The organism is Nocardiopsis metallicus, from assembly GCF_014201115.1.
Taxonomy (GTDB): domain Bacteria; phylum Actinomycetota; class Actinomycetes; order Streptosporangiales; family Streptosporangiaceae; genus Nocardiopsis; species Nocardiopsis metallicus.
Genome location: NZ_JACHDO010000001.1, coordinates 3,001,608 through 3,021,926, shown reverse-complemented (window position 1 = coordinate 3,021,926; position 20,319 = coordinate 3,001,608). Strand labels below are relative to the sequence as shown.

Sequence of the window (20,319 nt, the reverse complement as noted above, 5' to 3'; positions counted from 1 at the left end):
ACTGCTACAGCTTGGAGGCAGCCGCCCCGTCCACCCAGAAGACCGTCTTCTCGGCGCCGCGCGCACCGGCCACCGGTGCCTCGTCGACACTGCCACCGGCCACGCCCAGGCGCACGGCCTCGGCCTTGCCCTCGCCCGAGGCCAGCAGCCACACCTGGCGGGCGCTGCGGATCGAGGGCAGCGCCAGGCTGATCCGGGTCGGCGGCGGCTTGGGGGCGTCGTGCACCGCGATCGCCGCGGCCTCGTCCTCGTGCACGCCCGGCAGCCCCGGGAACAGCGAGGCCACGTGCGCGTCCGGGCCCACGCCCAGCAGGCACACGTCGAACTCGGGCACCGGGCCGCGACCGCGCGCCGCCACGGACAGGGCCGCCGAGTACTTGGTGGCCCCCCGCACCGCGTCGTGGTTGTCGGTCCCGTCCGAGGACGGCATCGGGTGCACGTTGTGCGCCGGGATGTCGATGTCGTCGATCAGCGCCTCGCAGGCCTGGGTCTCGTTGCGCTCGGGGTCGCCCTCGGGCAGGAAGCGCTCGTCGCCCCACCACAGGTGCACGTGCGACCACTTCATCCCGCTGGCCTTGGCCTCGTCCCGCAGGGCGGCGAGGGTCTTGATGCCCACACCGCCGCCGGTCAGCACCAGGTGGAACTCACGCTCGGCCGCCTCGGCGCTCACGATCAGCTTCGCCAGCCGGGCCGCCGCGCTCTGCGCGAGCTGCTCGGCGTCGGTGGTGCGGACGATCTCCGGTTCGCTCATCCCTCTACTCCGCTTCCAGCGAGCTTCGACCCCAGGTGGCGGGCCGCGCTCGCGTACGTCTCGTCGGCGTCCAGGCGGCGCAGCTCCTCGGCGAGCGCCAGGGCGGCGCCGCGTCGGGCCAGCGCCACCGTCTGGTCGGGCTGCCCGGTCCTGGACAGTGTGGCGACCCGGCCGTCCACCCGGGAGATCGTGATGTCCCCCTGGTCGGTGGTCAGCCGGACCTCGGTCAGGCCGGGGCCGTGCGAGGTGCCGCGTTCCACCTCGACCTCCAGCCGTTCGGACAGCCAGGCGGCCAGGAGCTCGGCGCTCGGATAGTGCGGCTCCGCCGTCACCCTGGCCGAGGTCACCCAGCCGCACGGCTGGTCCATGGCGCTGGCCAGCAGCGAGCGCCACGGGGTCAGTCGCGTCCAGGTCAGGTCCGTGTCCCCCGGACGGTAGTGGGCTACCCGCTCCATCAGGTCCGCTACCGGATCCGGGGCGCGCAATGCGTCGGTGATCCTTCTCTGCGCCAGTTTGCCCACCGGGTCGGCGGCCGGGTCGGTGGGGCCCTGGCCGGGCCACCAGACCACCACGGGTGCGTCCGGGACCAGCAGCGGGGTGAGCACCGAGTCGGGGTGCTCGCCCAGCGGCCCGTACAGGCGCAGCAGCACCGCCTCGCCGGGGCCGGAGGTGCCCGGGCGGCGGATCTCCGCGTCGATGGCCGGTTCGGCCCCCGGGTCGCGGCGGATCAGCGCCACCACCCGCGAGGGGTGCTCGCGGCCGGCCTCGGTGGCCGCGCGCACGGCGTCGTAGTGGTCGGCCTCGTCGGTGACGATGACCAGGGTGAGCACCATGTTCATGGCGCCCCCGCCCACGCTGAGCCGCTCGGCCATGAGCGCCTCGGTGATCTGCGAGGTCGTGGTGCGCGGAAGATAGAGCGTCATCTGTTCCTCCCGGGGCGGACGGTGGTCACGGGCGGCGCCACTGGCGGCCGTCCCTGGTGAGCAGTTCGTGGGCGGACTCGGGTCCCCAGGTGCCCGCACCGTACTGTTCGGGCTGGCCCGCCTTGGCCCAGTACTCCTCGACCGGGTCCAGGATCTGCCAGGACAACTCCACCTCCTCCTGGCGCGGGAACAGCGGCGGGTCGCCGATGAGCACGTCCAGGATGAGCCGCTCGTAGGCCTCGGGGCTGGCCTCCGTGAAGGACTGCCCGTACGTGAAGTCCATGCTCACGTCGCGCACCTCCATGGAGGCGCCCGGCACCTTGGATCCGAACCGCAGGGTCACGCCCTCGTCGGGCTGGATGCGCAGTACCAGGGCGTTCTGGCCGAGCTCGCTGACGTCGCTGCGCGCGAACATCTGCTGCGGGGCGGCCTGGAACACCAGCGCCACCTCGGTCACCCGGCGGCCCAGCCGCTTGCCGGTGCGCAGGTAGAACGGCACCCCCGACCAGCGTCGGGTTCCCACGTCCAGCTTCAGTGCCGCGTAGGTCTCGGTCACCGAGTCGGACGGGATACCCTCCTCCTCCAGGTAGCCGCGGACCGCTGCGCCGCCCTGCCACCCGGCCGCGTACTGGCCGCGCGCGGTGCCCTTGGCCAGGTCGTCGGGGAGCGTGACGGCGGACAGGACCTTCTCCTTCTCCGCGCGGATCGCGTCGGCACTGTAGGAGACCGGCTCCTCCATCGCGATGAGCGCGAGCAGCTGCAGGAGGTGGTTCTGGATGACGTCGCGGGCCGCACCGATCCCGTCGTAGTAGCCCGCGCGACCCCCCACGCCGATGTCCTCGGCCATGGTGATCTGCACGTGGTCCACGTAGCTGCGGTTCCACAGCGGCTCGAACAGGGTGTTGGCGAAGCGCAGCGCCAGGATGTTCTGGACCGTCTCCTTGCCCAGGTAGTGGTCGATACGGAACACCGACGACGGCGGGAAGACGTCGTCCACCACCGCGTTGAGCTCCTTGGCGCTCTCCAGGTCGTGCCCGAAGGGCTTCTCGATCACCACCCTGCGCCAGGGCGTGACGCCCCCGACGCCTTCCCCCTCTTCGGGGGTGGCCAGACCGCAGCGCTTGAGCTGGGTGACCACGGTGGGGAACAGCTTGGGCGGCAGCGACAGGTAGAACGCGTAGTTGCCGCCGGTGCCCCGGTCGGCGTCCAGTTCGCGCACCGTTCGGGCGAGTTCGTCGAAGGCCGCGTCGTCGTCCAGGTCGCCCTGGACGAATCGCACGCCCTCGCTGAGCTGGCGCCACACGTCCTCGCGGAACGGGGTCCGGGCGTGCTCGCGCACCGCCGCGTGGGCTTCGGCGGCGAAGTCCTGGTCCTCCCAGTCGCGGCGGGCGAACCCGACCAGGCCGAAGCCCGGCGGCAGCATCCCGCGGTTGGCGAGGTCGTAGATGGCGGGCAGGAGCTTCTTGCGGGCCAGGTCGCCCGTGACGCCGAACAGCACCAGCACGCTGGGCCCGGCGATACGGGGGAGCCTTCGGTCCAGGGCGTTGCGGAGCGGGTTGGGTACCGCTCCCGGCATCACCGGTTCTTTCACGGGTTCCGTCTCTTCCTGTCAGGAACGGCCTGGTGGTGGCTGGTGGAACCCGCGTCCGCGCGGCTCGGGCGCGGACGCGGGTCGGTGATCGGGAAGCGGGGCCCGGGTCAGGAGAGCTCGTCGAGCTTCATGGTGAGGCGGCCGAGCAGGCTCTCCCAGGAGTCGACGAACTTGACCACGCCGTCCTCCTCCAGGTGACGGGTCACGTCGGCCAGGTCCACGCCCGCCTCGGCCAGCGCGTCCAGGTCGGCCTGGGCGGAGTCGTAGCCCGCGCGGACGGTGTCGCCGGTGACCTCGCCGTGGTCGGCGGTGGCGTCCAGGGTGGCCTGCGGCATCGTGTTCACGGTGCCCGGGGCGACCAGCTCGGTGACGTAGCGGGTGTCCGGGTAGGCCGGGTCCTTCACCCCGGTGGAGGCCCACAGCGGGCGCTGCGGGGTGGCGCCCTCGGCGGCCAGGGTCTTCCAGCGCTCCGAGGAGAAGACCTCCTCGTAGTCGCGGTAGGCCAGGCGCGCGTTGGCGATGGCGGCGCGGCCGAGCAGCTCCTCGGCGCGCGGGGTGCCGATCTCCTTGAGGCGCTTGTCCACCTCGGAGTCCACCCGGCTGACGAAGAACGACGCCACGGACTGGATCCGGGACAGGTCGTGGCCGTTCTCCCTGGCCAGTTCCAGGCCCTCCAGGAACGCCTCCATGACCGCGCGGTAGCGCTCCAGGGAGAAGATCAGGGTCACGTTGACGCTGATGCCGAGCCCGAGCACCTGGGTGATCGCGGGCAGGCCCTCGACGGTCGCCGGGATCTTGATCATCAGGTTGGGCCGGTCGACCATCCACCACAGCGACTTGGCCTCGGCGACGGTGCGCTCTGTCTCGCGGGCCAGGCGCGGGTCCACCTCGAGGGAGACCCGCCCGTCCACGCGGTCGGAGGACTCGTACACCGGGCGCAGGGTGTCCGCGGCCCAGCGGATGTCGTAGGCGGTCAGCAGCCGGACGGCCTCGCCCACCGAGACTCCGCGCACACCGAGCTCGTGCACCTGGAGGTCGTAGGCGTCGCCCTCGGCGAGCGCCTTGTCGAAGATGGAGGGGTTGGAGGTGACGCCGGTGACGTGGTGGGTCGACAGCAGTTCGGCCAGGTTGCCGGTGCGCAGCCGGTCACGGCTGATGTCGTCCAGCCAGACGGACTGACCGGCCTCGGCCAGGTCCTTCAGAGCGGTGCTCATGTGCTTCTCACGCCTTCCTCACGGGGCCTCGTCGGCCCTGGTTCACACAGCGGGGCGGGCCCGCCGGGGATCCTCCCGGCGGGCCCGCGTCGTCAGCTTCCGGCCTTGGCCAGGCTGTCGCGGACCGCCGCGACGACGGCCTCGGAGGTGATGCCGAACTTCTCGTACAGCGTCTGGTAGGGAGCGGAGGCACCGAAGTGCTCCAGGCTCACCGACACGCCGGCGTCGCCGACGTAGGAGCGCCAGCCCATGGCGATCCCGGCCTCGACGGACACGCGGGCGCGCACCGAGGAGGGCAGGACCTCCTCGCGGTACTCCTCGCTCTGGGCCTCGAACCACTCCACGCACGGCATGGAGACCACGCGGGTGGGCGTACCGGCCTCCTCCAGCTCGGTGCGGGCGGCCAGGGCCAGCTGCACCTCGCTGCCGGTGGCGATGATGATCGCCTCGGGGCTGCCGCCGGAGGCCTCGGCCAGCACGTAACCGCCCTTGGCCACGCCCTCGGCGGAGCCGTGGGCGTCCCGGTCCAGGGTGGGCACGTTCTGCCGGGTCAGGGCCAGCGCGGACGGGCGGTCGGCGTTGGCCATGACCTCGCGCCAGGCCACCACGGTCTCGTTGGCGTCGGCCGGACGGATCACGTCCAGGCCGGGGATGGCGCGCAGGGCCCACAGGTGCTCGACCGGCTGGTGGGTCGGTCCGTCCTCGCCCAGGCCGATGGAGTCGTGCGTCCACACGTAGGTGACCGGCAGCTTCATCAGCGCGGCCAGACGAACGGCCGGGCGCATGTAGTCGCTGAACACCAGGAAGGTACCGCCGTAGGGGCGGGTGGGGCCGTGCAGGGCGATGCCGTTGAGGATCGACCCCATGCCGTGCTCGCGGACACCGAAGTGCAGCACGCGCCCGTAGGGGTTGCCCGGGAACATCGAGCTGGCCCGGTCGAACGGGAGGAACGACGGCTCGCCCTTGGGCGTGGTGTTGTTCGAACCGGCGAGGTCGGCCGAACCGCCCCACAGCTCCGGCAGGACCGGGGCGACGGCGCTGAGCACCTCACCGCTGGCCTTGCGGGTGGCCAGACCCTTGTCGCTGGCCTCGAAGGTGGGCAGGGACTTCTCCCAGCCCTCGGGCAGCTTGCCCGACTGCAGGCGGTCGAAGAGCTCGCCGTGCTCCTCGGCTCCCTTGCGCCAGGCGTTGAAGGCCTCGTCCCACTCGGCGTGGGCGTCGCGGCCGCGGTCCAGCGCCTTGCGGGTGTGCTCGATCACGTCGTCCTGGACACCGAACGGCTCGTCGGGCAGGCCGAGGATCTGCTTGGTGGCGGAGATCTCGTCGGCGCCGATCGCCGCGCCGTGGATGGCGCCGGTGTTCTGCTTGTTGGGCGCGGGCCAGCCGATGACGGTGCGCAGACGGATGAAGGTCGGGCGCTCGGTCTCGGCCTTGCCGCGCAGGATCGCCTGGTAGAGGGCGTCGACGTCCTCGACGTACTCGCCGGTGGCGGTCCAGTCGACCTCCTCCACGTGCCAGCCGTAGGCGGCGTAGCGGGCCACGACGTCCTCGCTGTGCGCGATGCGGGTGTCGTCCTCGATGGAGATCTGGTTGTCGTCCCAGATCATGATGAGGTTGCCCAGGTTCTGCGTCCCGGCCAGGGCGCTCGCCTCGTGGCTCACACCCTCCTGGACGTCGCCGTCGGAGCAGAAGGCGTAGACGTGGTGGTCGAAGGGGCTGGCACCCGGACCGGCCTCGGGGTTGAACAGGCCGCGCTCGCGGCGGGCCGCCATGGCCATGCCGACGGCGTTGCCCACACCCTGGCCCAGCGGGCCGGTGGTGGTCTCCACACCGGCGGTGTGGCCGACCTCGGGGTGCCCCGGGGTCAGGCTGTCCCACTGGCGCAGCGCCTTGAGGTCGTCGAGGGTGAGGCCGTACCCGGCCAGGTAGAGCTGGATGTACAGCGTGAGGCTGGAGTGGCCGATCGACAGCACGAAGCGGTCCCGGCCCACCCACTCGGGCGCGGCGGGATCGTGCCGCATGACCTTCTGGAAGAGGAGGTAAGCGGCGGGCGCGAGGCTCATCGCGGTGCCGGGGTGGCCGTTACCCGACTTCTCTACCGCGTCCATCGCCAGCGCCCGAACCGTGTTGACGGCACGGAGGTCGAGGTCCGACCACTCCAGGTTTTGCGGGGTGTGGGCGTTCACGGACTTTCGTTCTCCTTCTCGGGCACCCGTGCACCCGGTTCCGGGGCGGGTGTGGGTTGTGTGTGCATGGTTGTCGCCGGGCACCCTGCGGGCGACCCGCCGGTCGGGCGGGCCGCGGGGGAGTGCTGGAGGGCGGGATCGTCTTCGGCTTCGACTGTGGACGTGACTCCGTGGCACCCGTGGCACGGAGTTTCGGCCTGGTCACCCGGGCCGGAGCGCCGTTGCCCCAGCGTCTGGCCATGGCGACCGGAGCGCGGTCCCACGGTGAAGGGACCGAGAACAGGGCCGACTGTGAGCCTATCGTCCGTGGTCGGGAGTGTGGTTGCCCGACACCTCCACTTACCGGGGGGTAACCCGCAAGGCGTACGGGTTCGTGCCCGCCCCTTGGGTCCCCCTTTGGGTCCCCGTGGGGGCCCGTGGGGTACGCGTCGGCCCCCCGCCCGGGGCGCGTGGCACGTTGGAAGCACGGTGGGGCCTGTGCGAACCTTCTGTACACCCGCGGGCGCCGGGCACCGGGAGGTAACGGGCGCCCGGGACCTGGACCGGGACCGGGGTCGCGGGCCGTCCGGGGCGGAGGCCACCCGTACGGAGGGGGCTGGTCACTGGTTTGCGCGAGGAAGTACTACAGTATGTCGTTGACGGGGTTTTCGCTGATCCTGCCGCTTTGTCGGTCCGGTCGACCCCGCGTGGCGAGCAGTGTCGAAATCCCTAAGAGTTGTCGAGGTATCCGCGTGTCTGAAACCGAGCCGGCCCCCCAGGGGACACGAGTGCTTCCGGACGTGAGGACGCGGAACTGATGGCCCTCACCAACCGCGCACCCCATACCGAAGAGACCGGCGAGCCCGCCGCCGAGGCCCCCCGCAAGGCCTCCTTCGGCGAGCACGCCCGTGCCTACGTCGCGCTCTCCAAGCCCCGCGTCATCGAGCTCTTGCTGATCACCACCATTCCGGTGATGTTCGTCGCCGCCGGAGGTGTGCCACCGCTGTGGACCGCGGTCGCCACCCTGGTGTTCGGCACCATGTCCGCGGCCAGCGCCAACGCGATGAACTGCTACATCGACCGCGATATCGACCGTGAGATGCGTCGCACCCGTCAGCGCCCCGGTGCGATGGACCTGGTGACCCCGCGCGGGGCCCTCTTCTACGGTCTGACGCTGGCGATCGGCTCCACGGTCGGTTTCCTCGTGTTCGTCAACACGCTCTCGGCCGTGCTGTCGGTCTTCGCGATCGCGTTCTACATCTTCGTCTACACGATGCTGCTCAAGCGGCGCACCGCGCAGAACGTCGTGTGGGGCGGCATCGCCGGGTGCATGCCGGTCCTCATCGGCTGGGCCGCCGTCACCAACAGCCTCGACTGGGCGCCGTTCGTGCTCTTCCTGGTGGTGTTCTTCTGGACGCCGCCGCACACCTGGACGCTGGCCATGCGCTACCGCGAGGACTACGCGGCAGCCAAGGTCCCGATGCTGCCCGTGGTCGCCAGCGACCGCCGGGTGCTGCTGGAGTCGGTGCTCTACAGCTGGGCGACCGTGATCGTCTCCCTGATCTTCTGGCCGGTGGCCGGGACCACCTGGTTCTACGGCGTGGTCGCCCTGGTCCTGGGCGCCCTGCTGGTCATCCAGGCGCACCGCCTGCTCAGCCGCTCCATGGCGGGAGTGACCGGAGCCCAGCTCAAGACGATGAACTTCTTCCACCTCACCAACGCCTACCTGGCGCTGCTGTTCGTGGCCGTCACCATCGACCCGCTCATCGCGCGCTTCCTCCTCTAGCGGCGCCCGGGGGGGTACGAAACCGGCGGCGGCGCTCCTTGCGCGAGGGAGCGCCGCCGCGCGGGAGCGCGGGTCGTCCTTATCCGGTGCGGCGTCGGCTGAAGACCAGAACCGCCGACCACACGACCAGCGCCACCAGCAGCATCGCCAGCGGCACGTGCGCCTGGAGCGGTCCGTAGGTGCCCACGGCTGCCTGCGGGAAGCCCACCACGAACGCCAGCAGACTCACCACGGCCACCAGCCGGTCGTGCCCGGGGCCGCCGGGCGAGCCAGCCCCGGGCAGGCGCCAGACCAGGATCGCGGCCAGCAGCTGCACCCCCGAGGCCGCGTGCACCGCGAAGGCGCCGCCGTAGTGCAGTGGCAATGCGTCCATGTTGTACGTGATCAGCTGCCCCGCCGTGACGAACTCCCACAGGAGCGCGGCCAGGCTGGCCCCCACCGCGATGCGCAGGAGCAGGAGCCAGGTCGGGTTTCGGGTGCGCTCGGCGGTCGTGTTCGGATCCATGGTGCGGCCTTTCTCCGTGGCGGGCGACACATCAGATTCTCGCGCACCGGCCCCGGCCGGGACAGGGAGTCAGCGAAGCTCCCGCGCGTCGCCGAAACCGCGGCTCACACCCCGCGGCCACCACGGCTCCGGTAGCGCCGCGACCACGACCGCGGGCGCTGCCGCAGGCCCGCTGAACCGCTACGATCTGTGCTCATGCCCCGACTCGACAGCAAGGCGATCCTGCAAGGACGCCGCTCCCGCTACTCCCTGACCCTCATCCTGGGCACCACCGTCAGCGTGGTGTGCATGCTCGGCATGCTCGGGTACCTGTGGCTGCTGGCGATCGCCGGGGGAACGGCGGCCGGGATCGACGGGGCGACGGGCTTCTTCGTCAGCGTGGTCACCGCGATCATCCCGGTCGCCATCCTCGTGCCGCTCATCCTGATGCTCGACCGCCTCGAACCCGAACCCGGCTGGGTGCTGTTCTTCGCCTTCGTCTGGGGCGCCGGGGTGGCGGTCCTCGCCTCGTTCCTGCTCAACAGCTGGGGGCTGGCCTACCTCACGGAACCGGTGTTCGGTGACGGCGTGGCCGACTTCCTGAGTACGTCGCTGGTGGCACCGGTGGTGGAGGAGAGCGCCAAGGGCATGGTCCTGCTCATCCTGCTGTGGCGGCGCCGCCACGAGATCGACACCTTCACCGACGGTGTGGTCTACGCCGGAATGGTGGCGACCGGCTTCGCCTTCACCGAGAACATCCTCTACTTCCTCAGTGCCTTCTTCGACGGCACGCTCGTCGCCACCTTCGCCATCCGAGGGCTGATCGCGCCGTTCGGCCACCCGCTCTACACCGCGATGATCGGCCTCGGGGTGGCCTACGCCGCCATGCGCACCGGCCGCTTCCGGTTCCTGGCGCCGTTCGGCGGTTGGGTGGCGGCGGTCCTGCTGCACGGTATGTGGAACGCGTCCACCTACTACGGCTGGACCGGCCTGGGCGTGGCCTACCTGGTGCTGTTCGTGGTGCTGCTCGGCATCCTGGCGATCGCGGCCCGGGACCGCCGCAGCCAGGTGGCGGCGATCGACCGCTACCTGCCGCCCTACATCTCCACGGGCCTGGTCACCCCGGCCGACATCACCATGCTCAGTTCGATGACGGCCAGGCGCCAGGCCCGCGAGTGGGCCTCACGCAACGCGGGCACGAGGGGTCGCGCCGCGATGAAGGACTACCAGCTGGCCGCGACCGAGCTCGCGCTCCTGCACCAGAAGCTCGACGCGGGTGTGTCCCGGGAGAACTGGAAGGTCAACCGGGACTCGTTCCTGGCGTTGATGCACGTGGCCCGGGACACCTTCCTCGGGCGCCTGCCCCAGCCGGTGACCCCTGGCTGGGCGGAGAACCCCACCGACTCGGGCTTCATGCGCCGAGCCGACTTCGCGCACGTCATCGCCCAGGCGAGGTCTCAGCAGGCCCAGATTCAGCAGACCCAGCGGAGGGCTCCGCGGAACTACGTTCCCCGCCACGGTCAGCCGCCGAAGTGAGCTCCGCCCCCGGCTCGTCACCGGGTTCGGTACCGGTCTCCTCGCCGGGCTTGTCACCGCCGGGGACCAGGCGCGTGGTGGCGAAGTACAGGCGGGCGATCGCGATCCAGGTGAGCGCGGAGCCGAGCACGTGCAGCACCACGAGGGCCTCGGGCAGTTCCAGCGCGTCCTGGGTGTAGCCCAGGACCCCCTGGAGGAGTACGAGCACCAGCAGCGCCGCACTGCTGGTGCGCACGATCCGGGAGGCGCCGCCGCGGAAGGCGATCGCGGTCGCCATGACACTGCCCAGCAGGGTGAGCCAGGCCAGTACCGAGTGCACCCGGGTGATCGCGGGAAGGTCCAGGTCCCAGCGCGGGGCCGCGGCGTCACCGCCGTGCGGTCCGGTGCCGGTGACCACGGTCCCGGCGACCAGGAGCAGGAAGCCCACCACGACCAGGCCGATGCTCACCGCGTGCAGCATGGGACCCGCGGCCAGCTGGGGCTTGCCCTCGGGCTCCTGCAGGCGCACGTACAGCGCCACGGTGATGAAGACCATCACCATGGACAGCAGGAAGTGGGTGGCCACCGCGGCCGGGTGCAGGTTGCTCCAGACGGTGATGCCGCCGACCACGGCCTGACCCATGACACCGAACGGGATGATCGCCGCCATGACGAAGAGGTCGCGTCGGCGCGGGATCATGCGGGCGACGGCGATGAGCGTGATCACGCCGACCGCCAGGACCAGGAAGGTCAGCGTGCGGTTGCCGAACTCGATGGCGGCGTTGAAGGCGGCGTGCCCGGTGTCGATCGGTACGAAGCTGTCCGGGGTGCACTGCGGCCACTCGGAGCATCCCAGGCCCGAGGAGGTGACTCGCACGGTCGCGCCGGTGACGGCGATCCCGGCGTTGACGGCGATGTTGCCCAGCGCCCAGACGCGCAGCGACTTCTGGGTCGGGTTCCAGATACTGCGGGCCAGCAGGACCAGGGCCAGGACGCCCACGGCGGCCAGGGCGATCTGCCAACCCCAGAAGGGGACGCCGAGGAGCACGATGTCCTCGAATTCGTCCGCAGCGAGCGGTGAGAGAGCGTGGGTGACCGTCGCCGCGGAGGTCGGGGATGCAAACATACGACAGACTGTAGTACACGCGCGGCCGTTCCCTGACGCGCCCCTGCCACACGTCGCCACCTGCGAGGACGACACCCGCTCCGAACGCGGGAGGGGGTCCCGGAGCGCGCTCCGGGACCCCCTCGGCCGGGCCGTTCGGCCAGGCTGCTCTTCCTACCAGCCGCTGTTCTGCGCGATGCACTGGTTGAGCAGGTTCAGGTTGAGGTTGAGCAGACCGAGGGACTGCTGCTCCTGGACACACTGCTGGTAGACCGACGTGCCGGCGGAAGCGGCCCCGGCCCCCAGCCCGAGCAGGCTGGCGGTGAAGAACAGGGTCAGGGCGAGCTTGGCGGCGATACGCATGGGTGTTCCCTTCGAATGCGAGTGCTCAGGAATGGGTCGGCCGTCCCGCAGGCAACGATTGCCTGACCCGGGCGGGGGGAAACGCGACCCGCGCGAGGTTTGCCCGCCCTGTGGCGTTGTGCTGCCCAGCTGATGGTCGGGGAGGCGGAGCCATGGTGTCCCGTTGTCCAGTCCCGTTCGCTCCTTGGTCCGGTCGCGGACCGGGGCGCGCAGGAACCCACCTTCAACCTTCACCTCCCTCGAAGTTCGGCCCGCGTTCTCGCGCAGGAACCCCCTGTCCCTCTCGGCGTGGACCGCCGCACGTGGCATGCCATCCTTCAGGTGCGGGAGCGCACTAACATTGCGCCTTCGGCTGCCAAACACCACGCGAACGATCCCGACGTCTGTGTGGAGTCAATGAGAAGGGGTGCCTCGATGCCCGAACCGGGCCACATGCAGATCGGTGAGGTGGCCGAACGTACTGGCCTGTCCCTGAGGACCATCCGCTACTACGGTGAGGTCGGTCTGGTCGAACCCTCGGCTCGATCGCGTGGGGGCTTTCGTCTCTACACCCAGGAGGACGTGGACCGGCTCAACCTCATCAAGCGGATGAAGCCGTTGGAGTTCAGCCTGGAGGAGACCCGCGAACTGCTGGAGACCTTCGACCGGCTGGGAGCTGCGCAGACCCCGGCCCAAGACCGGGAAGCCCTGAGCGAGCGGCTCGACGCCTTCGAAGCGGCTGTCGTCGCCCGTTGTCACGCCCTGCGGAAGCAGCTTGCCATGGCCGAGGAGTTCGCCGGGCGACTGCGTGAGCAACGAGCCAGGGCCAACACCCCCGTCTGAGGCCCGGTACCCGTCAGGAGCGGCCGTCACGACGCTGTTACCGGTCATGGGAGGGCAGGATGCGCAGGTCATCCGGGAGGCGGAGAGGTAGCGGATCCTCGTGCTCGCCGCCCGCGCCAGCGCTGGCGACGGTAAGCCGAAGCTGACCGGGGATTCTGCTCTGCGCGCCGTCGCGACCTCCTGCGCAGGCGGTTCCAGGTCCGGGTGTTCTGCCTTGCTGGGCCGCCTGGGTACGGCGGCCTCCGCTGCCTGTGATGGTTGTCTCAGTCGCTCTGCGTGATTCCAACCCTCACGTAACTGTAAGTTTGGCTCGGGTTGGTCCCGTGCACCGAGCCCGAACCTCCGCATGCCTCCCGGCTCGCCTTCGGGGACGAAACCGGGCACGCGGCGACGAAGCCGCGCTCCGGGGCACCATCGGTGCCGCACCGCAGACCCGGGTGCCCCGCCGCGGCCCCGCGCCGGGTTCAGCGGCGCCCCCGCGCCGTCGCCGTACCTCCTGACGTGAACAACGCATCTCCTGACGTGAACAACGCGGTCCTCGACGCGGGCTGCCCGGACCAGATGGGTTCCATGAGTCTGTTGAAGACCCGCCGAGGGTCGCTGAAGTCCAAGATCCCCAGCGCGGCCCAGATCCGCGCTGACGTCATGGCCGGACTGGTCGTGGCCCTGGCGCTGATCCCCGAGGCGATCGCCTTCTCCCTGATCGCCGGTGTCGACCCCCGGGTGGGCCTGTACGCCTCCTTCGTCATGGCCGTGTCCATCGCCTTCCTGGGCGGGCGTCCGGCGATGATCTCCGCCGCCACCGGTGCCATGGCCCTGGTGGCCGCGCCCCTGTCCATCGAGTACGGGGTCGACTACCTCATCGCGGCCACCCTCATGGCCGGTGTGATCCAGATCGTTCTGGGCCTGCTGGGCGTGTCCAAGCTGATGCGGTTCGTACCGCCCAGCGTGATGACCGGGTTCATCAACGCCCTGGCCATCCTCATCTTCCTGGCCCAACTGCCGCACCTGGCCGGGGTCGGAGTGCCCATCTACGCGATGGTCGCGATCGGGCTGGCCATCATCTTCGGCCTGCCGCTGATCACCAAGGCCGTGCCTGCCCCGCTGGTGGCCATCGTCGTGCTGACGGTCGGCGCGCTCGCGATGGGCATCCCCGCGCGCACCGTGGGCGACATGGGCGAGCTGCCCGACACGTTCCCGGTCCCGCTGATCCCGAACGTGCCGGTCAACGCCGAGACCTTCCTGCTGATCCTGCCCTACGCCATCACCCTGGCGCTGGTGGGGCTGATGGAGTCGCTGATGACCGCCAAGGTCGTCGACGACCAGACCGAGACCAGCTCTAACCACGCCCGTGAGGCCCGCGGGCAGGGCATCGCCAACATCCTGGTCGGCTGCTTCGGCGGTATGGCCGGCTGCGCGATGATCGGCCAGACCATGATCAACATCAAGTCCGGTGCCCGCACCCGGATCTCGACCTTCCTGGCCGGGGTTTTCCTGCTCATCCTGTGCGTGGGACTGGGCGACATCGTCGGGATGATCCCGATCGCCGCACTGGTGGCGGTCATGTTCTTCGTGGCGATCGTGACCTTCGACTGGCACAGCATCGCGCCCAAGACGGTCAAGCGCATGCCCTGGACCGAGACCCTGGTCATGGTCGTCACCGTGGCCGTGGTGGTCTGGACCCACAACCTGGCCCTGGGCGTGATCGTGGGTGTGATCGTGTCGATGGTGCTCTTCGCCCGCAAGGCCGCCATGCAGGCCGACGTGACCAGTGTCCTGGACCCCGAGGGCGGTACCCGGGTGTACTCGGTCAACGGTGAGGTCTTCTTCGCCTCCACCGGTGAGCTGGTGCAGCGCTTCGACTACGCCGAGGAAGGGCTGAGCAAGGTCGTGGTGGACATGGCCGGGGCCCACGTGTGGGACTCCTCGGCGGTGGCCGCGCTGGACCAGGTCTCGGAGCACTTCCGCAGGCACGGCGTGCAGGTGGAGATCACCGGCCTCAACGAGCCCAGCGAGCGCCTGCACAAGGAGCTGACGGGCAGCACGGCCGGCGGTCACTGAACCTCGGGAAACAGGAGCGGGGCCGCCGGATGTGCTACTCCGGCGGTCCCGCCGTCTTGAGACGCCCACTGAAGCGACCGGAGCGGGTAGGGTGCCGCGCGGGCCAGTACCCGCTCCACCTGTCGCCGAGGGTGTACCTCAGCCCTCCGGGCCCGCGCCCGTACGCCCCTGGTGGCCGACGCCGTCCTGTGCTCGAAGGCGCTCCTCGCGTTTGGCCGCGCCGCGGGTCGCGCCCGCGCTCGCGGTGATCACACAGGCCACCGCAAACCACTGCCACAGGGTCAACAGCTCGCCCAGCAGCACCAGCCCCACCATGGCGGCGGCCGCGGGCTGGAGGCTCATCAGCACTCCGAACACCCTCGGCGGCATCCGGCGCAGCGCGTTCAGTTCCAGCGTGTAGGGCACCACGGAGGAGAGCACGCCCACGGCCAGGCCGAACAGCAGCAGCCGCCAGTCCAGCAGGGCCGCACCGCCCTCGGCGATCCCGGCCGGAGCCATCACCACCACGCCCACCACGCTGGCGATGGCCAGACCGGAGGCCCCGCTGAACCGCTGCCCGGTGGCGGCGCTCAACAGGATGTACCCGGCCCAGGCGACGGCGGCCAGTACGGCGAACAGCACGCCCACCGGGTCGAGTTCAGCGAATTCCACGCCCAGCGCGACCACGCCGAGCCCGGCCAGTCCGGCCCACAGCAGGTCGATGCGGCGGCGCGAACCGAGGATCGCGATGGCCAGCGGCCCCAGGTACTCGATGGTCACCGCGATACCGAGCGGGATGCGCGCGAAGGCCTGGTAGATGAAGTAGTTCATCGAGGCCAGGGCGAGGCCGTAGCCGATGACCACCATCCAGTCGGCGCGGCTGCGGGCCTTCAGCGCGGGCCGTACCAGCAGGACCAGGAGCACCGCCGAGGTGACCAGGCGCAGCCACACCACCGCGGCCGGGGGCAGGGCGTCGAACAGGTTCTTGGCCACGCCCGCGCCGGTCTGCACGGAGACGATGCTGACCATCACCAGCCAGACCGGGGGCAGGGACCCCAACGCGGCGCTGGGGGAGAGGGTGCTCGTCGAGCCGGTCCGGGATCTCATGATCAGTCATCCTACGTTTTGTGGCGCCCTCTCCGTCTCGCCGCTGTCCGCCTCGCCCCCGTCGCCCCGGTCGCCGGGAACGGCCACCTCGATCTTCGGCTGGGACACCAGCGCCAGCAGGAGCAACAGCCAGGCAACTGCCACCACACCCGGCTGCAGCAGCGTCATGACCAAGCCGATCACCGTCAGGTCGGCCTGCCCGGTGAGGACCTGCGCACCGATCCACAGGAAGGGCAGCGCCGCCGCGAACAGGTTCACCACCAGCGCGGCCCAGGCCAGCCCGGAGCGGGCGGGCCGCCGCCAGAGCAGGAGCGCCCCACCCGCCACGAGTAGGAACAGGGGCGGGCCGAGATAGCGCACGACGATGAACCAGGGCACTCCGATGGCTTCCATGGCGGCACAGCCTATCGAGAGCGCGCGCGGCCGGACCCGCGGGGAAGGCTCCGGAAAACGATCCGGGAAACAGGGAGGTCCTCAGAGAACGGGGGCCCTCAGGAAACCCCGAACGTGCGATGAGCATGGCAAGTGGTGTGAAATGGTGCGAGTCCGTAGCCCCACGGAAGCCCCGTCCCCCGCAGGAGAGCCCCCGCCATGTCCCGGTCCCGACGCAGAGCCCCGCGAGCCGCCGCCACGGAGTCGTACGTTCCCCGGTGGCCGGTCCTGGCCGGTGCGACCGCCCTGGTCCTGGTAGTAGGTCTCGGCGGGTACGTCGCGGGGGTGCTCGTCGCCGAGACCGAGGCCGAGCCCGAGGAGATGACCGTGGTCTCGGGCATCCTCGTCCAGCCCCCGGGCGCCCCCGAGGAGGAACCGGAACCCGAGGAGCCCGAGGAGCCCGAGGAGGAAGAGGAGACCCATCCCGCCGAGCTCGACCCCGAGCTGACCTACGTCCTCCAGAACGTGCACGGCGACCGGGTCGCCGACGTCGCCGGCGGCTCCGACCAGAACGGCGCCCACATCCACCTGTGGGACCGTCACGACGAGGGCCACCAGCAGTGGCGGTTCGTCCACGTGGAAGACGACTTCTACGAGATCGTCGGGGTGGGCAGCGGCAAACTGCTGGAGATCCCCGCCGACGAGGAGGCCCAACCCGGTTCGGCGCTGCTCACCAGGACCGGCCAGCACAACCAGCACTGGCGGGTGGTGGAGCTCGGCCCGGGCCACGTCCGCCTGCTCAACCGCGCCACCGGCCAGGCCCTGGAGGGCCAGGGCGGCGGACCCGACAACGGCACCCTGGTCGCCCAGGGCGAGGACGGCGGCCACGCCCACCAGCAGTGGCGCCTGATCCCACTGGACGCGGAAGCCGCCGAAGAGGACGAGTAGCCGGAGGAACCACAAGCGCGAGGGTGACGCCCGGGGAGGCGAGGGATGACACCCGCCGCCCCGCTGCTACCCTCGCTCGCATGTTCTCCCCCTGTGCGTAGAGCGACGCCCCCGACCGCGGCCAGGCCCTGAGCCCCGCGGTCCTTCGGCGTCCACGCACATCCGCGGCGCTGTCCACGCGCGCCGCCCTCCTGACGGAGAACACCCATGCCTTCGCCCGACCGGGCGCCGACCTACCGTGCCGTCCTGCGCGTCACGGGGGTCCCCCGTTTCCTGACCCCCGCCATGCTGGGCCGCCTGTCCTACGGGATGGTCTCGCTCGCCCTGATCCTGGCCGTCGTCCACACCACCGGCTCCTACGCCCGCCTCGGACTGGTGATGGGTCTGTTCGGCCTCACCGTCGCGGTCCTGTCACCGCTGCGGGCCTCGCTCATCGACCGCCACGGCCTGCTGCGGGCCCTGCTCCCGATGGCCCTCCTGCACGCGTTGGCCCTGCTGGGGCTGGCCGCCGCCTCCTGGAACCCCGGGGCGCACCTCGGGACCCTGGTCGTCCTGGCCGCGGTCGCCGGGGCGTGCGCGCCCCCGCTCGGACCGGTCACCCGCAGCGTGTGGAGCCACCTCATCACTGACCGGGGCCTTCTCCAACGGGCCTACAGCCTGGACACCGTCACCGAGGAGCTCATCTTCTTCACCGGGCCGCTGCTCCTGGGCGCCTTGATGTGGGTGTGGCCGCCCTCCGCCGGTCTGGCGCTCGGCGCGGTCCTGGTCGTGTCCGGGACCGTGGGCCTGGTGACCTCGGCCGCCGCCCGCTCCATGGACGCCGCACGCACCGGGCCCGGCTCCGCCACCGAACCCGCTCCGAAGCCTGATCCGGGTGCGGGGCGGGCGCGCGGCCCGAAGCCGACCGCGCGCGGGGGCTTCCTGTCCGCCGTCGCGATCTCCGGCGCCGCCGGTCTCACCCTGGGCTCGGCCGTACTGCTGAACGTTGCCTTCGCCGAGCGGCAGACCGCGGGCAGCGCCCTGGGCGGACTGGCCTACGGCGCCCTCGCCTGGCGGACCGGTACCCGCACCAGGCTGGCGCTGCTCGGGCTGGCACTGGGCGGGGGCGTGGCCGCGGCCGCCCTGGTCCCCGGGGTCCCTGCCCTGGTGGCGCTGCTGTTCGTCGTCGGGGTGTTTGGCGCGCCCCTGCTCACCACCGCCTACCTGCTCGCCGACGAGTCGGTGGCCCCCGGTTACCGGACCCGGGCCGGAAACTGGGTGAACACCGCCTACAACGCGGGTTCGACGGTGGGCGGCGCGGGCGTGGGCCTGTTCCTCACCGTCGCCCCGCCGAGCGCCGGCTACCCCCTGATCGGTGCGGTGCTCGTCCTGGTGGCCGCGACCGTCCTGCTCACCGCGAGGCGCACCGCCGCGCCCCGGCCCGGGACATCAGGGCTCAGGATGGCGGTACTCAGGACGGCAGCAGGAGGGAGCGCACCGTCCGCCACGAGGTCTCGTCGGCGGCGTTGAGCAGGCCGACCCGGTCGTCGTCGGGTCGGTAGGGGTCGCCTTCCAGGCGGAGGGCGACCCCGCCCGCTTCGCTCAGCAGCAGCCCGCCGGGGGCGTGGTCCCAGGGCAGCGTGCGGTTGAACAGCACGAAGTCCAGCGCGCCCTCGGCCAGCCGGGGATAGTCCACCCCGGCGCAGTACGCGCCCGCGCCCACCTCGGCGAACTCCGGGGTCACCGCTCTCACGTGCTCGCGCTGCCTGGGCGACAGGAACCGGGAGAGCACCGCTCCGCGCATCCGGGCCGGTTCGGCGGGCGCGGGTGCGCGGTGCAGGCGGGTCCCGTCGCGCCAGGCGCCCGATCCCAGTTCGGCGGTGTAGAGGGTGCCCTCGGTGGGGCGCAGGATCCAGGAGGCGACGGTCCGCCCTTCGCGGACCAGGGCCGCCATGACCGCGAACTCCCGCTCGCCCCGGGTGAAGTTGCGGGTGCCGTCCACGGGGTCGACCAGCCAGGCCGCGGGTTCGTTTCGCAGGGCCCGGGCCAGCTCGGGGTCGGCGGCGGTCGCCTCCTCGCCCACCACGGGGACGTCGAGCAGGTCCCGCAGGCGCGGACTGATGATGGCCTCGGCCTCGCGGTCGGCGACGGTGACGATCTCGCCGGGCGACTTCTCCGAGACCTGGTCCTCGCGCAGGGTCTGGAAGTGGGGGAGGACCGCGGTGGCGGCCGCCTCGCGGAGGATCTCGGTTACCGCGTCGAAATCGATCGTCATGGACGACAGCCTAGGGACCCGGCCGCCGTGATCCGCGCTCAGGGCAGCAGCAGTGAACGTGCTTTCTCCCATGTCCGCTGGTCCGCGGCGTCCAGCAGGATTCGTTCGTCCTGGTCAGGCCGGTAGGGCGTGCCCTCGGGCCGGAGGCTGAGCCCGCCCGCCTCGCTCAGCAGCAGCCCGCCGGGAGCGTGGTCCCAGGGCATGGTTTGGGAGAACAGCATGAAGTCCAGGCCGCCCTCCGCCAGCCGCGGGTAGTCCACCCCCGCGCATCCGGAGCCCCGGCCCAGCTCGGCGAACCCGGCGGCCGCGGCCTCCACCCGCTCGCGCTCTGCGGGGGACAGGAAGCGGCGCTGGACCGCGCCCCGCAGTTCGCCCGTCCTCTCGGGCGCGGGTGCGCGGTGCAGGCGGGTCCCGTCGCGCCAGGCGCCCGATCCCAGTTCGGCGGTGTAGACGGTGCCCTCGATCGGGCGCAGGATCCAGGAGGCCACGGCCCGGCCTTCACGGACCAGGGCCGCCATGACCGCGAACGCGGTACTGCCCCGAGTGAAGTTCTTGGTGCCGTCCACGGGGTCGACCAGCCAGGCCGCGGGTTCGTTCCGCAGGGCTCTGACCAGGTCGGGGGCGGCGGAGGCGGCCTCCTCGCCCACCACGGGCACGTCGAGCACCTCCCGCAGGCGCAGACCGATGATCTCCTCGGCCTCGCGGTCGGCGACGGTGACGATCTCGCCGGGCGACTTCTCCGAGACCTGGTCCTCGCGCAGGGCTCGGAATCGGGGGAGGACCGCGGTGTCTGCGGCCTCGCGGAGGATCTTGGTTACCGCGTCGATGTCGATCGTCATGACCGACACCCTAGACCTGAGAGGTTGCGCCGGATCCGGG

Annotated in this window: 18 protein-coding genes; 6 read left to right on the top strand and 12 right to left on the bottom strand. The window is 71.2% G+C overall.

Annotation, left to right across the window (positions count from 1 at the left end; all coding sequences use genetic code 11):
• Nucleotides 1-4 precede the first annotated feature (4 nt).
• From pgl to tkt, 5 genes are all read right to left on the bottom strand, one after another.
• Nucleotides 5-751: a 6-phosphogluconolactonase gene (gene pgl, locus HNR07_RS13085; RefSeq protein ID WP_184365228.1), complete on the bottom strand. Its 747-nt coding sequence runs from the start codon at nt 749-751 to the stop codon at nt 5-7.
• Nucleotides 748-1,674 (bottom strand): glucose-6-phosphate dehydrogenase assembly protein OpcA, encoded by a 927-nt coding sequence (locus HNR07_RS13080; protein WP_184365227.1) that lies wholly within the window; start codon nt 1,672-1,674, stop codon nt 748-750. Before HNR07_RS13080 ends, pgl begins: the two co-directional genes overlap by 4 nt.
• A gap of 25 nt (nt 1,675-1,699) precedes the next feature.
• On the bottom strand, nt 1,700-3,250 hold the full coding sequence (gene zwf / locus HNR07_RS13075) for a glucose-6-phosphate dehydrogenase (protein WP_184365226.1): 1,551 nt from the start codon (nt 3,248-3,250) through the stop codon (nt 1,700-1,702).
• A gap of 122 nt (nt 3,251-3,372) precedes the next feature.
• A complete protein-coding gene (gene tal / locus HNR07_RS13070; protein WP_184365225.1) occupies nt 3,373-4,479 on the bottom strand; it encodes a transaldolase in 1,107 nt (368 codons plus the stop codon).
• A 92-nt stretch (nt 4,480-4,571) separates the two neighbouring features.
• Nucleotides 4,572-6,665 carry a transketolase gene (gene tkt, locus HNR07_RS13065; protein ID WP_184365224.1) on the bottom strand — a complete coding sequence of 698 codons (2,094 nt, stop codon included), beginning with the start codon at nt 6,663-6,665 and terminating at the stop codon, nt 4,572-4,574.
• Nucleotides 6,666-7,461: 796 nt separating this feature from the next.
• Between tkt and HNR07_RS13060 the strand changes: the two genes are divergently transcribed.
• Nucleotides 7,462-8,430, top strand: a complete 969-nt coding sequence (locus tag HNR07_RS13060; protein ID WP_184365223.1) for a heme o synthase — start codon at nt 7,462-7,464, stop codon at nt 8,428-8,430.
• Between the two features lie 79 nt (nt 8,431-8,509).
• Here the strand turns inward: HNR07_RS13060 and HNR07_RS13055 are convergent, their stop codons facing one another.
• Nucleotides 8,510-8,935: a hypothetical protein gene (locus tag HNR07_RS13055; RefSeq protein WP_184365222.1), complete on the bottom strand. Its 426-nt coding sequence runs from the start codon at nt 8,933-8,935 to the stop codon at nt 8,510-8,512.
• Between the two features lie 195 nt (nt 8,936-9,130).
• Between HNR07_RS13055 and HNR07_RS13050 the strand changes: the two genes are divergently transcribed.
• Nucleotides 9,131-10,450, top strand: coding sequence for a PrsW family intramembrane metalloprotease (locus HNR07_RS13050; protein WP_184365221.1), 1,320 nt, complete (start codon nt 9,131-9,133; stop codon nt 10,448-10,450).
• Here HNR07_RS13050 and HNR07_RS13045 read toward each other — a convergent pair.
• Nucleotides 10,353-11,555 carry a COX15/CtaA family protein gene (locus HNR07_RS13045; RefSeq protein WP_184365220.1) on the bottom strand — a complete coding sequence of 401 codons (1,203 nt, stop codon included), beginning with the start codon at nt 11,553-11,555 and terminating at the stop codon, nt 10,353-10,355. The genes HNR07_RS13050 and HNR07_RS13045 overlap by 98 nt on opposite strands.
• A 153-nt stretch (nt 11,556-11,708) precedes the next feature.
• Complete coding sequence (locus tag HNR07_RS13040) at nt 11,709-11,897, bottom strand: hypothetical protein (RefSeq protein ID WP_184365219.1); 189 nt, start codon at nt 11,895-11,897, stop codon at nt 11,709-11,711.
• Between the two features lie 414 nt (nt 11,898-12,311).
• Between HNR07_RS13040 and HNR07_RS13035 the strand changes: the two genes are divergently transcribed.
• Both HNR07_RS13035 and HNR07_RS13030 read left to right on the top strand, forming a co-directional pair.
• Nucleotides 12,312-12,719, top strand: coding sequence for a MerR family transcriptional regulator (locus HNR07_RS13035; protein ID WP_246420284.1), 408 nt, complete (start codon nt 12,312-12,314; stop codon nt 12,717-12,719).
• Nucleotides 12,720-13,280: 561 nt separating this feature from the next.
• Complete coding sequence (locus tag HNR07_RS13030; protein WP_184371955.1) at nt 13,281-14,780, top strand: SulP family inorganic anion transporter; 1,500 nt, start codon at nt 13,281-13,283, stop codon at nt 14,778-14,780.
• A gap of 138 nt (nt 14,781-14,918) precedes the next feature.
• Here the strand turns inward: HNR07_RS13030 and HNR07_RS13025 are convergent, their stop codons facing one another.
• Both HNR07_RS13025 and HNR07_RS13020 read right to left on the bottom strand, forming a co-directional pair.
• Nucleotides 14,919-15,866, bottom strand: coding sequence for an EamA family transporter (locus HNR07_RS13025; protein WP_184365218.1), 948 nt, complete (start codon nt 15,864-15,866; stop codon nt 14,919-14,921).
• A gap of 6 nt (nt 15,867-15,872) precedes the next feature.
• On the bottom strand, nt 15,873-16,259 hold the full coding sequence (locus HNR07_RS13020) for a hypothetical protein (RefSeq protein ID WP_184365217.1): 387 nt from the start codon (nt 16,257-16,259) through the stop codon (nt 15,873-15,875).
• A gap of 198 nt (nt 16,260-16,457) precedes the next feature.
• Here HNR07_RS13020 and HNR07_RS13015 point away from each other — a divergent pair, with 198 nt between their 5' ends.
• Complete coding sequence (locus HNR07_RS13015; protein ID WP_184365216.1) at nt 16,458-17,186, top strand: RICIN domain-containing protein; 729 nt, start codon at nt 16,458-16,460, stop codon at nt 17,184-17,186.
• Between the two features lie 207 nt (nt 17,187-17,393).
• Nucleotides 17,394-18,695, top strand: coding sequence for an MFS transporter (locus HNR07_RS13010; RefSeq protein ID WP_184365215.1), 1,302 nt, complete (start codon nt 17,394-17,396; stop codon nt 18,693-18,695).
• Here the strand turns inward: HNR07_RS13010 and HNR07_RS13005 are convergent.
• On the bottom strand, nt 18,637-19,440 hold the full coding sequence (locus HNR07_RS13005; RefSeq protein WP_184365214.1) for an inositol monophosphatase family protein: 804 nt from the start codon (nt 19,438-19,440) through the stop codon (nt 18,637-18,639). The genes HNR07_RS13010 and HNR07_RS13005 overlap by 59 nt on opposite strands.
• Nucleotides 19,441-19,478: 38 nt before the next feature.
• Nucleotides 19,479-20,279: an inositol monophosphatase family protein gene (locus tag HNR07_RS13000; RefSeq protein WP_184365213.1), complete on the bottom strand. Its 801-nt coding sequence runs from the start codon at nt 20,277-20,279 to the stop codon at nt 19,479-19,481.
• Nucleotides 20,280-20,319 lie beyond the last annotated feature (40 nt).